The following is a 15,281-nucleotide window of genomic DNA, read 5'->3' on the forward strand; positions in this document are numbered from 1 at the left end:
CTCCGCTGTTCCCGTTCACACGGAGCAGAACACCCCGTCGAGCGCTGTTTTCGGTTCAATTAGACTCGAACACCACCATGCCACGCCGGTGCGCCACCGGGCAGAAGGCTACGACGACCTGATCGGAGTGGTTCGGATATGGACGAGCAGTCCCGGATGTACGAGCTGGAGTTTCCCGCTCCTCGACTGACAGCGGCCGATGGGCAAGGCCCTGTGCTGGTGCACGGGCTGGAAGGTTTCTCCGATGCCGGGCACGCTGTGCATCTTGCCACCACGCATCTGCGCGAGCAGCTCGAGACGGAGGTCGTGGCGTCCTTCGCAGTCGATGAACTGGTCGACTACCGCTCTCGTCGGCCGATGATGACGTTCGAATCGGATCATTTCTCCGAGTACGCCGCGCCCGAACTCAACCTCTATGCGCTCGTCGACAACGCGGGCACCCCGTTCCTGCTGCTCGCCGGCACCGAACCGGATCTGAAATGGGAGCGTTTCATCACGGCGGTCCGCCTGTTGGCGGAGCAGTTCGGGGTCCGCCGCACGATCGGCCTGAACTCGATCCCCATGGCGATTCCACACACCCGTCCGCTGGGGGTGACCGCCCATTCGACCAACAGGGACCTGATCGCTGATCATCACCGCTGGTCCGGTCAGTTGCAGGTCCCGGCGGGCGCGTCGTCGTTGCTCGAGTTCCGGATGGCGCAGCACGGGCACGAGGCCGTCGGGTTCTCGGTACACGTCCCGCACTACCTGGCGCAGACCGACTACCCGGCCGCCGCCGAGTCGCTGCTGATCAATGTCGCCGAGGTCGGGAATCTCGACCTTCCGCTGGGTGCGTTGGGCGAGGCTGCCGCGCGTGTTCGCGAGCAGGTCGACGAGCATATCGAGGGCAACGAGGAGGTGCTGTCGGTCGTGCAGGCGCTCGAACGGCAGTACGACAGCTACGTGGCGGCACAGGAGCAGCAGTCCACTCCCCTGCCGACCGATGAAAGCCTTCCCAGTGGGGACGAACTCGGAGCCGAGTTCGAACGATTCCTCGCCGAGTACGAGCGCAGGGACGGCGACACGGACTCCGAGTCCTGACATCTGCGCCTGAGAATCAGGAGGGGTTCGGCGCGACCGATCCGAGAACCGGCCCGGTGTCGCTACTGCAGCATTACGTACCGGTCACGATCGTTATTGCTGGCGTCACATACAAAAAGTATGCTCGGCCGGCATGCAAGGCTGAGCACACAACGATCACCTCCCGAGTCAGATCGGAGACCGGCCGGCTACAGCCCCGTGGACACGGCAGGAGAGACTGATGGCTACATCGCGAGCGCGTACCTTGCGTCCGGTTCCCGATACGGAACCACGAATGGTCTTCCGGACAATTCACGGGTACCGACGCGCCTTCCGCCTCGCAGGCAGCGGCCCGGTACTGGTGCTGATCCACGGTATCGGCGACAACTCGTCCACCTGGCTCGATGTCATTCCACATCTTGCGAAGAAGTACACCGTCATCGCGCCTGATCTGCTCGGTCACGGGCGGTCCGACAAGCCTCGCGCCGACTACTCCGTCGCCGCATACGCCAACGGTGTTCGCGACCTGCTGTCGGTACTCGGTGTCGAGCGAGCCACGATCATCGGCCACTCCCTCGGGGGCGGCGTTGCGATGCAGTTCGGCTACCAGTTCCCGGAGATGATCGAGCGTCTCGTGCTGGTCTCGTCCGGCGGTGTCACCAAGGGCGTCCATCCAGCCCTGCGGCTGGTGTCCTTGCCGGGGGTGAGCGACCTGCTCAAACTGCTCAGAATTCCCGGTGCAGTGCCTGCGGTGAAGCTCGCAGGCGCCGTCCTCGGCCACATCAACGGCTCCCCGCTCCGACCCGGGACGATGCTGCACGATACGAGCGATCTCGTCCGCATCCTCTCCGGTTTACCCGATCCGACCGCGTACGAGGCCTATCTGCGCACCCTGCGGGCGGTTGTCGATTGGCGCGGTCAGGTGGTGACCATGCTCGATCGTTGTTATCTCACGGAGGATGTCCCAGTGCAGTTGATCTGGGGTGACCGGGACAGTGTGATCCCCGTCGGGCACGCATACCTTGCGCACTCGGCCATGCCGAGGTCGCGGCTCGAGGTGTTCCACGGTTCGGGGCACTTCCCCTTCCGGGACGACCCGATCCGATTCTTGCGAGTAGTCGAGCATTTCCTCGACTCCACGACGCCGCTCGAGTTCGACGAGGAGAAGTGGCGTCAGCTCCTGCTCACCGGCGTGAGCGAATCCCGGATCACCGGTGGACCGGCCACCCGCACCGCTGTCCTGGGCGCGATGGGATCGGACGAACGCAGCGCGACGTAGGGGCCGGCCGGCATTCCGACTAGCCTGGAGCGGTGCTGCTTCCGGATCTGATACCCGACCCTGTCGACGACGACTCTCTGTTCGACGCGTTCACCTCCTGGACGACGGACCGGGGCATCACGCTCTACCCAGCGCAGGAAGAGGCGCTGATGGAGCTCGTCTCCGGCGCCAACGTCATCCTCGCGACCCCCACCGGCTCGGGCAAGTCCATGGTCGCGCTCGGAGCTCATTTCCACGCGCTGGCCACGGGAAAGCGCACCTTCTACACTGCGCCGATCAAGGCGCTCGTGAGCGAGAAGTTCTTCGCGCTGTGCGACGTGTTCGGAGCAGACCTCGTCGGGATGATGACCGGTGACGCGTCCGTCAATGCGGGGGCCCCGATCATCTGCGCGACCGCCGAGATCGTCGCGAACCTCGCGTTGCGTGAGGGCGCGGACTCCGACATCGGCCAGGTCGTGATGGACGAATTCCATTTCTATTCGGAACCCGAACGCGGCTGGGCGTGGCAGGTACCGATCGTCGAACTCCCGAACGCGCAGTTCCTGCTCATGTCGGCGACCCTCGGTGACGTCACCTTTCTGAAGGACGATCTCACGCGGCGAACGGGGCGGCCCACGGTCGAGGTCTCGGGCTCCGAGCGCCCGGTTCCCCTGACGTTCTCGTACTCTCAGGTTCCGATCGGCGAGGCCATCGAAGAACTCGTCACCACCCATCAGGCCCCGGTCTACGTCGTGCACTTCACGCAGGCCGCCGCGCTCGAGCGGGCGCAGGCCCTCACCAGTGTCAACATGTGTTCCAAGGACGAAAAGGCGGCCATCGCCGAGGCCCTGGGCGCGTTCCGATTCACCACCGGATTCGGCAAGACACTCTCTCGGTTGGTCCGGCACGGAATCGGCGTCCACCACGCGGGCATGCTGCCCAAGTACCGGCGCCTGATCGAGAAGCTCGCACAGGACGGCCTTCTCAAGGTCATCTGCGGCACCGACACTCTCGGCGTCGGCATCAACGTGCCGATCCGCACAGTACTGCTCACGGGGCTGACCAAATACGACGGCACCCGAACGCGGCAGCTCAAGGCACGCGAGTTCCACCAGATCGCGGGGCGGGCCGGGCGCGCCGGCTACGACACGATGGGAAGCGTCGTCGTGCAGGCACCCGAGCACGAGATCGAGAACATCCGTGCGCTCGCCAAGGCCGGTGAGGATCCCAAGAAGCGACGCAAGGTCCAACGGAAGAAGGCGCCCGAGGGATTCGTCTCCTGGGGGCAGGGAACCTTCGACAAGCTCATCGCTGCATCCCCGGAGCCACTGCACTCTCGGTTCGCGGTGAGCAACTCGATGCTTCTCAACGTCATCGCGCGACCCGGCAACTGCTTCGATGCGATGCGTCACCTCCTCGAGGACAACCACGAGCAGCGGCCCGCACAGCGCAAGCACATCCTCAAGGCGATTTCGTTGTACCGCGGCCTGGTGCAGGCGGGGGTCGTGCAGCAGCTCGACGAACCCGATGAGGACGGACGGATGGCGCGTCTGACCGTCGATCTGCAGCGCGACTTCGCGCTGAATCAGCCCCTGTCCCCGTTCGCGCTGGCCGCGATCGAGCTGCTCGACATCGAGTCGACCACGTACGCACTCGACGTGGTGTCGGTGATCGAGTCGACCCTCGACAATCCTCGTCAGATCCTGATGGCGCAGCAGCATGCTGCGCGTGGTGAAGCGGTCGCCGAGATGAAGGCCGACGGCATCGAGTACGACGAGCGGATGGAACTGCTCGAAGAGATCACCTGGCCCAAGCCCCTCGTGGAGCTACTCGAGCCCGCATTCGAAACCTACCGTGGCGGGCACCCGTGGGTCTCCGAGTTCCCGCTGTCGCCGAAGTCCGTCGTGCGCGACATGATCGAGCGTGCGATGACGTTCGCGGAGTTGGTGAGCCACTACGGACTGGCGCGGTCGGAAGGTCTGGTGCTTCGGTACCTCGCGGATGCGTACCGGGCGCTGCGTCAGACGGTTCCCGACGCCGCACGCACCGAGGAACTCGAGGACATCACGGAGTGGCTCGGCGAGCTGATCCGGCAGGTCGATTCGTCTCTGCTCGACGAGTGGGAGTCGCTCACCAACCCGGGTTCGGAATCGGACGATCAGCAGATCGCGTTCGGGGCGGACACACCGCGGCCGCTCTCGGCGAACACGCGTGCGTTCCGGGTGATGGTGCGCAACGCGATGTTCAAGCGTGTCGAGCTCGCGTCGCGGAAACGCTGGAACGATCTGGCCGAACTCGGTGACGGGCTGGATGCGGAGGACTGGTCGGATCTGCTCGAGCTCTACTTCGACGAGTACGACGAGATCGGCACCGGGCCCGATGCGCGCGGCCCGTTGTTGTTCTCGGCCGAGACGGGTTCCGAGTTGTGGCGGGTTCGTCAGACGCTTGCCGATCCGGACGGCGATCACGGCTGGGCATTGATCGGGGAGGTCAACCTCGCCGAGTCGGACGCCGCCGGTGAGGTGGTCTTCGACGAGTTCGAGATCGTCGAAGGCTGAGCACCGGGTCAGGACCGGTACCGTGGGCCCGGTGAACGATGAGTCCGCTGCGAGGTTTCGCCTGTCCTACGTCCCCGGCGTGACCCCGGCCAAGTGGGTTCGGGTGTGGAAGGAACGGATTCCGGACGTACCGATCGAGCTGGTTCCGATCGAGTCGACATCGGGAGCGGACTGCGTACGGGACGGCACCGCGGACATCGCGCTGCTGCGGTTGCCACTCGAGCGTGACGGACTGTCGGTGATCACCCTCTACACCGAGACCTCCGTGGTGGTGGTGCCGAAGGAGCACGCGATCGCCGCGGTCGACGAGGTGACGGTGTCGGACCTTGCGGACGAGACCGTGTTGCATCCCCTCGACGATGTGCTCGATTGGGTGAGCCTGCCCGGCGAAGAGTCGTTCGAGCGGCCTGAGACCACGGAGGACGCGATCTCGCATGTCGCGTCGGAGGTGGGAGTGCTCGTGACGCCGCAATCGCTCGCTCGTCTGCACCATCGCAAGGATCTGACCTATCGACCGGTCGTCGACGCTCCTCAGTCGCAGGTCGGTCTCGTCTGGCTCACCGACCACACCACCGATCATGTGGACGAGTTCGTCGGCATCGTCCGGGGCCGAACCGCGAACAGTTCCCGTGGTCGGCGGGGCGACTCCGGAACCGAGGACGCGCCGAAGAGCCCGGGCAAACGTCGGGGCGAGCGTCAAGGTTCGCAACCGAGAAAGATCGTCGGCGACAAGAAGCCGAAGTCACGTCGAGGTACCACCGGTCGCGGCAAGAACGCCGGGCGTTCCCGCCGCGGTCGCGGTTGATCGGACTCCTCCGCAGCGCAACTGATCAGCCGATGGCTCGGGACTGCGGCGGCGCCTGCGACCGCAACACGTCCGCCAACGCTCGGTAGTCGTCGGCGCGGGCACTCGAGGCCCGGAAGACCAGACCGATGGTGCGCCCCGGCTCGGGTGCAGCGAAGTGCGCCACGGCCAGATCACCTCCGGCAGTCTCCACCGGTATCGCCGACGCGGGAACGAGCGTGACGCCGAGACCACCTGCTACGCACCGCACGACCGTTGCCAGCGATGTTGCGCGCGTGTCACCTGCATCGGGCCTGGCGTCGACGGATCGACACAGGTCGAGTGTCTGGTCGCGGAGGCAGTGGCCCTCGTCGAGCAGCAACAGTGGCAGTTCGTCGAGGATCGACAGTGGGAGATCCACTCGTCCGGCCAGAGGATGGTCGGCGGGGACGACGAGGATGAAATCCTCGGTGTACAGCGGAATCTCCACGACACCGGCAACCTCGGACGGTAACGCGAGTACGGCGACGTCCAGGGTGCCCGAGCGCAACGACCCGAGGAGCCGGGCGGTCTGATCCTCGATCACGTGCACTGCAAGATTGGGCATACGCGTGCGGAATTCGGGTAGCAGGCCGGGAAGGAAATAGGGCGCGACGGTGGGAATCAGCCCGATCCTCAGCGGGCCCGAGAATCCGTCGGAGACACCGGCCGCCGCCGCGACGAACCCATCTGCGGCGTCGAGGATCGCCTTGGCCTGGGCGAGGAGTCGCGCGCCGGCGGGGGTGACGAGCACACGACGGGTACTTCTCTCGATCAACTGCACGCCGAGCCCGTTCTCGAGCGACGCGAGCCCCTGCGACAGTGTGGGTTGGCTCACACTCAAACGCGCTGCGGCCGTTCCGAAGTGCTTATAGGTGGCGACGGCCACGAACGCACGCAGCTGTGACAGGGTCGGGTGATAAGTCTGATCGGACATGCCTATCAGTATAGTGCGAGCAATCACCTTTACCTTTTGAAAATTTTCCGGCAAGATGAATCTCATACCGGAGATCGGACCGCAAGGATCGTCCGGCAAAGCACATACCCACGTCATCGGGCGTGGCGTGCGCGATCGACTCGCTTGTTCACGAGACACCCACGAGAGGACCGAAAATGGCATTGCTGACCATCGGCGATCAGTTCCCCGCTTTCAACCTGAAGGCCCTCATCGGCGGCGACCTGTCGCAGGTCGACGCCGCGCAGCCCGACGACTACTTCACCACCATCACCAGCGATGACTACGCCGGCAAGTGGAAGGTCGTCTTCTTCTGGCCGAAGGACTTCACCTTCATCTGCCCGACCGAGATCGCCGCATTCGGCAAGCTGAACGAGGAGTTCGCAGACCGCGACACGCAGGTCCTGGGCGCGTCTGTCGACAACGAGTTCGTGCACTTCCAGTGGCGTGCACAGCACGAGGATCTCAAGACCCTCCCCTTCCCGATGCTGTCGGACCTCAACCGTGAGCTCGTCTCGGCCACCGGCGTCCTGAACGCCGACGGTGTTGCCGATCGCGCCACCTTCATCATCGACCCGAACAACGAGATCCAGTTCGTGTCCGTCACAGCCGGTTCCGTGGGCCGCAACGTCGACGAGGTCCTCCGTGTCCTCGACGCCCTGCAGTCCGACGAGCTGTGCGCATGCAACTGGAAGAAGAACGACCCGACCCTCAACGCGGGTGAGCTCGTCAAGGCGGCGCTGCAGTGAGTGTCGACAACCTGAAGAACGCTCTTCCCGAGTACGCGAAGGATCTCAAGCTCAACCTGAGCTCGCTCGCTCGCTCGACCGAGCTCAACGAGCAGCAGCTGTGGGGCACGTTCCTCGCGGCCGCGGCCGCCACCAAGTCGGCGACCGTGCTCGCAGAGATCTCAGAGGAAGCCGCTGACGTGCTGTCGGCGGAGGCGTACAACGCCGCACTCGGCGCAGCGTCGATCATGGGCATGAACAATGTCGCCTACCGGGCCAAGAGCTTCCTCGGCGACGAATACACCCAGGTGCGTATGGGCCTGCGGATGAACATCATCGGCAGCCCCGGAGTGGAGAAGTCCGACTTCGAGCTGTGGTCGCTGGCAGTGTCCACGATCAACGGATGCCACGACTGCACCGCAGCGCACGACAGCGTCGTCCGCAAGGAAGGCCTCACCAAGGAGCAAGTCTGGGAGGCCGTCAAGGTCGCCGCGACCCTTCAGGGCGTGGCCCAGGCGATCACCGCCAGCGAGATCCTCGCCGGCGCCAACGCCTGATCTACTGCATCATCGGAAAGGGGTCCCTCTTCGGAGGGGTCCCTTTCCGCGCGCTCCGGCCGGCATGAAGATGCACGGCTATGGGCTCAGGTGCGGCGGATTTCCGCCGAGTGCCTCGCCTGCCGCGATATCACTCGCCTCGAGTGCTACTTCGATCTCACCACCGAACTCGACACCCGGCGCCAGCGGCAATCTGTCACCGCTCCAGAACCTCCCCGGGTCATACCAACTGCTCCCGCGACGTCGTTGTTCGAGCAGCCCCATCGCCTCCATCGTCACTGCGACGACCTCGGCGCAGTACGCACTTTCGAGGCCGGACTCGCGGCGCTTCAGCCGAGGCACGCGACCCGCGAACCATCGTCCGGCGAGTTTTGCTGTGGATGGGAAGGGTGTTCCGTCCAGGCGAGCGATGGTACGCAGGAGCTGATCCTCTTGTTCCCCGGTGACAGGAACAGAGAGTTGACGAAGCCAACCGCGCTGCCCGTAGCGCGCTCCCCATACCTGTACCGCGCTGCGCAGATCGTGAAGTTGGACGCCGCGTTGATGCCGTCCCGTCCACATGTCGGGCAGGCTCCGACCCAGTTCGGCATGCCACATCAGCGGAGGCAGGTCCGCGAATGCCACCGTCATGCCTACGTGGTTGACAGGGGCATTGGTGAGGGTCTGGATAGCCCTGTCCGCCCCACTGGTACCGCGGAAGACCCAGATGTCGCCCGTACGTGTGAGATCCACCGCCTCGTCCAGAGTGATGCGCGACGGCGTCGGGCCAGGTTGCAGGGTGCCTCGGGGGTGCATGGGGAAAGCGTGCCATGGGCCGTCCCGGTTAGGCTCGCTGCATGGCCCTTCGTACCAGCACGCTGTGGAAGCTGCTCGGACTCGCCGGCGTCGTGGGCGTCGCGGCGACCGGTGCGATCACCCTGCGCAACGAACGCAGGCGTCGCGACTACAGCCCCGAGGAGATCCGGTCGGTCCTGCATGAACGGTATGCACGAGCGGTCGCAGCGCGGGACGGCACCGAGGAAGTGCCGCTCACCGAGGTACCGATGAGCGCGAAGACCAGGATCCGCCGCCTGTTGCGGCGGGTCCGGAGTCGACGTTGATCGATTCGGTCAGCCCAGTGCTGCAGCGAAACCGTCGGCCAGGTCCTGCACCTGCTCGTCCGTCATGACGAACGACGGTGAGATCTGCATCGCGCCCTGACCGGCCGCGCGGCCCGAGATGCCATGCTCCCTCAGGGTTTTGACGAAGCCCAAGGCCTCACCTGGATCAGCGAGCTGCACAGCCGCGACTGCACCGATCCCGCTACGCACCTCCGCGATACGCGGATGATCGGCGAGCGGGGCGAGTTTTTCGTGGAGTGTCTTCTCGAGGCGTGCGGATTCGTCGAGCAGGTTCTCGCGTTCGAAGATGTCGAGGTTGGCGTGCGCCGCGGCGGCTGCCGCCGCGTGACCTCCGTAGGTGTAGCCGTGGCGCCACCACACACCACCGGCGAAGAACGGTTCGGCGACCCTCGGCGCCACGAACACCGCACCCATCGGCAGATAGCCCGACGTCAGTCCCTTGGCTGTCGTCACGATATCGGGCTGCAGATCAAACCTGGTCGACGCGAACCACGAGCCTCCGATCCGGCCGAACCCGGTCACCACCTCGTCGGTGACGAACAGGATGTCGTGGTCGCGGCAGATGTCGCGGATCTCCGTGAGGTAGCCGTCCGGCGGAAGATACACGCCCCCGGCGCCGATGATCGGTTCGCAGAAGAACGCAGCGATGTTGTCGGCCCCGACCTTCTCGATGAGTTCGAGCAGACCTTTGGCGTCGTCCCAGGGCACGGTGGCGGTGTCGGTCCACAGCGAGCCGTAGCCCTCTGCGTTGACGGGGATACCCGCCATCGACGTACCGCCGACGTGCATCCCGTGATACGCCTTCTCGCGGCTGACGATCAGCGTCTTGCTCGACCTGCCGATCTCCTGCCAGTAGCGGCGGGCGAGCTTCGCTGCGGTATCGATCGAGTCGGAGCCGCCCGAGGTGAAGAAGATCTTGCTGCCGGGGATCGGTGCGATTGCCGCGAGCCGCTCGGCAAGGGCGATCGTGGGTTCGGTAGCGAAATCACCGAAATTCGAGAAGTGCGCGACCTTCGCGAGCTGCGCGGCAACGGCCTCCCCGATCTCGGTGCGACCGTGGCCGACGTTGGCGAACCACAGTCCCGCCGTCGCGTCGAGATAGCGGGTGCCGGCGTCATCCCAGATGTATGCGCCCTCTCCGCGGGCCACAACGAAGGCTCCATCCCGCTCCACGACACCCATATCGGCGAATCCGTGCCACAACGCACCCACAGCCAGCTCCTGTCCACGACTACCGGTTTTCCGCCATCGTATGGGCTTGCGCCGAGGCTGGCGGATCGGCCCGCTCACAGGGGACCCTCGACGTATGACGTTCCGATTCTCGGTCAACATTTTCGGTCTCGAATCCCGCCGCGCATTCGTCGTCTTCTGCCGTGACGCAGAGCGGGAGGGCTACGACGCTGTCGACACGACCGACCACCTCGGTGTGGGGTCACCCTTCCCGCTTCTCGTCGCGGCAGCAGACGCAACCCGTCGTCTGCGCGTGGGCACCCTGGTGCTCAATGTCGAGTTCTGGAACCCGGTATTGCTGGCACGCGATATCGCGACCACGGACATTCTCACCGACGGCCGCCTCGAGATCGGGCTCGGAGCGGGACACATGAAGTGGGAGTTCGACCGGGCCGATATCGAATGGGAGGGTTTCACCGCACGCACGCGCCGGCTCGAATCGACGATCACCACGCTCCGGGACCACTTCGGTGGCGACGGGTATTCCGAACAGGAGACACTCCGCGCGGAGTACGACATCCCTGTCCTGCGGCCGATCCAGCGCCGTGGATTCGGCCGTCAGGGGCCACCACTGATCGTCGGTGGTACCGGCGAGCGGGTCCTGCGGGTCGCGGCCGAGTACGCGGACATCATCAGTGTCGCCGGCGCGTTCCAGATCCAGGGCCGACCACCCGGCACCTTCCGGATCGGTACTGCCGCGGAGGCCGCAGCACGGGTCGCCTTCACTCGCGAATGTGCCGGCGACCGGGCGAACACCATCGAGTGGCACACCCTGTTGCAGGCCGTCTGTGAAACCGAGGACAGGCGTGGCACGGCGGAAGTGCTGCTCCGGCGCACCGGCATCGAGATGCCGGTCGACCGGCTCCTCGATTCGCCTTTCCTCCTGATCGGCACGGTCGACGAGATGGCACGACAAATCCTCGACAACCGTGATCGCCTCGGGTTGTCGCACTACACCGTGCATGCGCCCTATCGAGAAGCGTTCGCACCGGTCATGGCGCGGACGCGGGCACTGGCCGGCTGACGTACTCGCTCGCCCACCGGTGTCGCCGCGCGACCTCGACAGTCGCTAGGCTGTGTGACCAGCATGTCCATCTCTCCTGCCCCGAACCGTCGCGAGCTTCGCGCAGCCCTGACCGAGGTGTCGCTCAGCGACGAACATCGGTTCCGCCGCCGTCTCGATCGAGCCCGCGGCGACGACGCACTCGCCAAGATCGCCCGTGACATCGATTCCGCGCGGGCCCGCCAGACGCAGCGCGTCGAGTCCGTCCCCCCGATCCGGTATCCGGAAGACCTTCCGGTCTCCCAGCGCAAGGACGACATCGCGGACGCAATCCGCGACCACCAGGTCGTCGTGGTTGCGGGTGAGACAGGGTCCGGCAAGACCACTCAGATCCCCAAGATCTGTCTCGAACTCGGACGCGGTGTGCGTGGCCTCGTCGGGCACACCCAGCCCCGTCGTATCGCGGCGCGTGCAGTGGCCGAGCGTCTGTCGGAAGAACTCGATTCCGAACTCGGCGACACCGTCGGCTACACAGTGCGCTTCACCGACCAGGTATCCGATCACACCCTGGTCAAGCTGATGACCGACGGCATTCTGCTCGCCGAGATCCAGCGCGACCGTATGCTGCGCCGCTACGACACCTTGATCATCGACGAGGCGCACGAACGCAGCCTCAACATCGATTTCCTCCTCGGGTATCTCGCGCAGCTGCTCCCGCGCCGACCCGACCTGAAGGTGATCATCACCTCGGCGACGATCGACCCGGAACGGTTCGCCACGCACTTCGCGGACGCGGACGGGACGCCGGCTCCTATCGTCGAGGTCTCCGGGCGCACGTATCCGGTAGAGGTGCGGTACCGTCCGCTGACCGTCGAGCGGGGTGACGAACTCGTCGACCGCGACCCCGTCGACGCTGTGTGCGAGGCGGTCGAGGAACTGCAGTCGGCCGGCGACGGCGACATCCTCGTGTTCCTGTCGGGTGAGCGCGAGATCCGGGACACCGCCGACGCACTGCGCGACCGCAAGTTGCACAACACCGAAATCCTCCCCCTCTACGGCCGACTGTCTGCTGCCGAACAGCATCGCGTCTTCACCGGGCACAACGGACGGCGCGTAGTGCTGTCGACCAACGTCGCCGAGACCTCGTTGACGGTGCCCGGCATCCGCTACGTCGTCGACCCCGGAACTGCCCGCATCTCGCGGTACTCGGTGCGGACGAAGGTCCAGAGACTACCCATCGAGGAAATCTCCCAGGCGTCCGCTCGGCAGCGTGCCGGTCGTTGCGGTCGTGTCGCCGACGGCATCTGCATCCGTCTCTACTCGGAGGACGATTTCGAGTCGCGCTCCGAGTTCACCGAGCCCGAGATCCTGCGCACCAATCTCGCGTCGGTCGTCCTGCAGATGACGGCACTCGGTCTCGGCGATATCGCTTCGTTCCCGTTCGTCGAGCCGCCCGACCCACGCGCGATCCGCGACGGTGTCGCGCTGCTGCACGAACTGGGCGCGATCGAACCCGCCGGCAAGGACGAAACCCCGCGTTTGACCGGCACCGGACGGGAACTCGCGCGGCTGCCCGTCGATCCCCGCATGGCGCGCATGATCGTCGAGGGTCACCGCAATGGATGTCTGCGCGAGGTCCTCATCATCGTGTCGGCGTTGTCGATCCAAGATGTCCGCGAGCGGCCGACCGAGCATCAGCAGGCCGCGGACGAGAAGCATGCGCGGTTCAATGTCGACGGATCGGATTTCCTCGCCTTCCTTCGCCTGTGGGACTACCTCAAGGAACAGCGGAAAGAGCTGTCGTCCAATCAGTTCCGAAAGTTGTGTCGTGCCGAGTTCCTCCACTGGATGCGCATCCGGGAGTGGCAGGATCTACAGGGGCAGCTTCGCCAGATCACGCTGAGCCTGGGCTGGGAGACCGCACATCAGGAGGTCTCCGACGACGCAATCCACCAGTCGCTGCTCGCCGGCCTGCTCTCACATGTCGGGCTGCGCGAAGGCGACAAACGCGACTTCCTCGGCGCGCGCGGGGCACGCTTCGCGATCTTCCCCGGCTCGTCCCTGTTCAAGAAACCACCGCGGTGGGTCATGGCCGGCGAACTGGTCGAGACGTCGCGGCTGTGGGGCCGGATGGCGGCGCGGATCGAACCCGAGTGGGCGGAGAAGCTCGCTCCGCACCTGGTCAAGCGCACCTACTCCGAGCCGCATTGGTCGACTAAGCAGCAGGCCGCAATGGCGTACGAGCGCGTCACGCTCTACGGCATCCCGCTTGTCGCGCAACGACGGGTGCAGTACGGACGGATCGATCCCGAGGTCTCGCGCGAGCTGTTCATCAGGCACGCACTCGTACAGGGCGAGTGGCAGACCCGTCACAAATTCTTCCACGAGAACCGGGCACTGCTCGACGACGTCGAAGAACTCGAACACCGCGCGCGGCGGCGGGACCTCGTCGTCGACGACGACACACTGTTCGAATTCTACGACCGGCGTGTGGGGCCGGAAGTCGTCTCGGCCAGGCATTTCGACACCTGGTGGAAGAAGACCCGGCAGGAACAACCGGATCTGCTGACCTTCACACCCGAGACGGTGGTCAACCAGGACGCGGCCGCGATTCTGGAGGGCGACTATCCCGACGCATGGCGACAGGGCGAGCTGCAATTCCCCCTGACCTACCAGTTCGAGCCTGGCACCGAGGACGACGGAGTCACCGCCAGGATCCCGTTGGCGCTGCTCGCTGGAGTCCGACCCGTCGGATTCGACTGGCTGGTCCCGGGGCTTCGGCACGAACTCGTTACCGCCCTGATCAAGAGCCTGCCGAAACAGATTCGACGCCAGGTGGTTCCGGCACCCGATTTCGCGAAGGCCGCCCTCGCCTCGGTGACCGCGCGTAGCGAACCACTCGTCAACGCACTCGCCCGCGAGTTGTCGCGGCTCGGGAACTGCAGGATCGAACCGAGCGACTTCACCCCATCGACACTGCCCGATCACCTGAAGATGACGTTCGTTGCTGTCGACGAGAGCGGAAAGGTACTGGGCCGTAGCAAGAGTCTCACCGCGCTGCGAAAGCAGCTCTCGAAGCGAGTCGACGCCGAGGTCGCGCGCGCCGCCTCGGGTACCGAACGCGCACCGGCGGTCGTATGGACGGCCGAGACCCTCGGCACCCTGCCGCAGACGGTCACGCGCGAGGTCGGCGGGCAACAGGTGACCGGCTATCCCGCCCTGGTGTCCGAGGGCGAGGGTGTGGCGGTACGCGTTCTGGCCACGCCGCAGGCACAACGCGCCGCCACCCGCGCCGGGTTGCGCGCGCTCCTCCTCGCCGCTGCACCCACCAAGGCGAAGGTCGTGACCGCCGGGTTGACGAATTCGGAGCGACTGGCACTCGGCCGCAACCCGGACGGTTCGTTCGACGCTCTCGTCGAGGACTGCCGGGCGTGCGCGGTCGACGAATTGATCGCGGCGCACGGGAAGCCGGTACGGGCACCCGAGGAATTCGACGCGCTCGCCGCGGTCGTGCGCAGCGAACTCCCCCGGCGAGTCGCGCATCTGCTGAAATCCGTGGTCCCGGCACTGAGCAAGGCCCATGAGGTGGGCGTGCTGCTGGATCGGGTTCGCGGCGAGGCTGCGGACGACGTCCGAGAGCAACTGTCCTCGTTGCTCTTCGCCGGGTTCGTCACCGACCTGGGTACTCGTCGCCTGACCGACCTCCCGCGTTATCTCGCTGCCGCCGCCCAGCGCCTCGAAGCGCTGCCGGCAAGCGCGAATCGCGACGCGCAGGCCATGGATGTCCTCGATCGGGTGTACGCGGCCTACGACAAGCTGCTCGCACGGTTACCCGAGGAACGCCGTGCCGCGCGCGACGTCGTGGACATCTACTGGATGATCGAAGAACTGCGCGTGAGCTTGTTCGCCCAGGGAATGGGCACGCGGGGTCCGGTATCGGAGAAACGGGTACTCAAGGCCATCGATTCGATCCGCTGACGAGGCAGACG

The 15,281-nt window shown here is 65.5% G+C and carries 12 protein-coding genes; 9 read left to right on the forward strand and 3 right to left on the reverse strand.

Annotation, left to right across the window (positions count from 1 at the left end; genetic code table 11):
• The first annotated feature begins 138 nt into the window (after window positions 1–138).
• From EV641_RS01350 to EV641_RS01365, 4 genes are all read left to right on the forward strand, one after another.
• A complete protein-coding gene (locus tag EV641_RS01350; RefSeq protein WP_054713537.1) occupies window positions 139–1,080 on the forward strand; it encodes a PAC2 family protein in 942 nt (313 codons plus the stop codon).
• Between the two features lie 220 nt (window positions 1,081–1,300).
• A complete protein-coding gene (locus EV641_RS01355) occupies window positions 1,301–2,338 on the forward strand; it encodes an alpha/beta hydrolase (protein WP_132470292.1) in 1,038 nt (345 codons plus the stop codon).
• A gap of 32 nt (window positions 2,339–2,370) precedes the next feature.
• Complete coding sequence (locus EV641_RS01360; protein ID WP_132470295.1) at window positions 2,371–4,875, forward strand: DEAD/DEAH box helicase; 2,505 nt, start codon at window positions 2,371–2,373, stop codon at window positions 4,873–4,875.
• Between the two features lie 31 nt (window positions 4,876–4,906).
• Window positions 4,907–5,680, forward strand: a complete 774-nt coding sequence (locus tag EV641_RS01365; protein ID WP_132470298.1) for a LysR family substrate-binding domain-containing protein — start codon at window positions 4,907–4,909, stop codon at window positions 5,678–5,680.
• Between the two features lie 25 nt (window positions 5,681–5,705).
• On the opposite strand, the gene EV641_RS01370 is transcribed toward EV641_RS01365, so the two are convergent.
• A complete protein-coding gene (locus tag EV641_RS01370) occupies window positions 5,706–6,635 on the reverse strand; it encodes a LysR substrate-binding domain-containing protein (protein WP_132470301.1) in 930 nt (309 codons plus the stop codon).
• Window positions 6,636–6,811: 176 nt separating this feature from the next.
• Between EV641_RS01370 and EV641_RS01375 the strand changes: the two genes are divergently transcribed.
• Together EV641_RS01375 and EV641_RS01380 are read left to right on the forward strand one after the other, a co-directional pair.
• A complete protein-coding gene (locus EV641_RS01375; protein ID WP_054716170.1) occupies window positions 6,812–7,402 on the forward strand; it encodes a peroxiredoxin in 591 nt (196 codons plus the stop codon).
• Window positions 7,399–7,938 (forward strand): carboxymuconolactone decarboxylase family protein, encoded by a 540-nt coding sequence (locus EV641_RS01380; RefSeq protein WP_054716159.1) that lies wholly within the window; start codon window positions 7,399–7,401, stop codon window positions 7,936–7,938. The genes EV641_RS01375 and EV641_RS01380 overlap by 4 nt, the downstream gene beginning before the upstream one ends.
• Window positions 7,939–8,016: 78 nt before the next feature.
• Here the strand turns inward: EV641_RS01380 and EV641_RS01385 are convergent, their stop codons facing one another.
• Complete coding sequence (locus tag EV641_RS01385; RefSeq protein ID WP_132470304.1) at window positions 8,017–8,733, reverse strand: hypothetical protein; 717 nt, start codon at window positions 8,731–8,733, stop codon at window positions 8,017–8,019.
• A gap of 41 nt (window positions 8,734–8,774) precedes the next feature.
• Between EV641_RS01385 and EV641_RS01390 the strand changes: the two genes are divergently transcribed.
• Window positions 8,775–9,038, forward strand: coding sequence for a hypothetical protein (locus EV641_RS01390; protein WP_132470307.1), 264 nt, complete (start codon window positions 8,775–8,777; stop codon window positions 9,036–9,038).
• Window positions 9,039–9,047: 9 nt separating this feature from the next.
• Here EV641_RS01390 and EV641_RS01395 read toward each other — a convergent pair whose 3' ends face one another.
• Window positions 9,048–10,241, reverse strand: coding sequence for an aminotransferase class III-fold pyridoxal phosphate-dependent enzyme (locus tag EV641_RS01395; protein WP_054716173.1), 1,194 nt, complete (start codon window positions 10,239–10,241; stop codon window positions 9,048–9,050).
• Between the two features lie 124 nt (window positions 10,242–10,365).
• On the opposite strand from EV641_RS01395, the gene EV641_RS01400 reads away from it, so the two are divergent.
• Both EV641_RS01400 and hrpA read left to right on the forward strand, forming a co-directional pair.
• Window positions 10,366–11,313 (forward strand): TIGR03621 family F420-dependent LLM class oxidoreductase, encoded by a 948-nt coding sequence (locus EV641_RS01400; protein WP_054716167.1) that lies wholly within the window; start codon window positions 10,366–10,368, stop codon window positions 11,311–11,313.
• A 63-nt stretch (window positions 11,314–11,376) separates the two neighbouring features.
• Entirely contained in the window at window positions 11,377–15,270 is a 3,894-nt protein-coding gene (gene hrpA, locus EV641_RS01405) for an ATP-dependent RNA helicase HrpA (protein WP_132470310.1), read from the forward strand.
• Window positions 15,271–15,281 lie beyond the last annotated feature (11 nt).

The sequence above is a fragment of the Rhodococcus sp. SMB37 genome (genome assembly GCF_004345605.1).
Lineage (GTDB): Bacteria > Actinomycetota > Actinomycetes > Mycobacteriales > Mycobacteriaceae > Rhodococcus.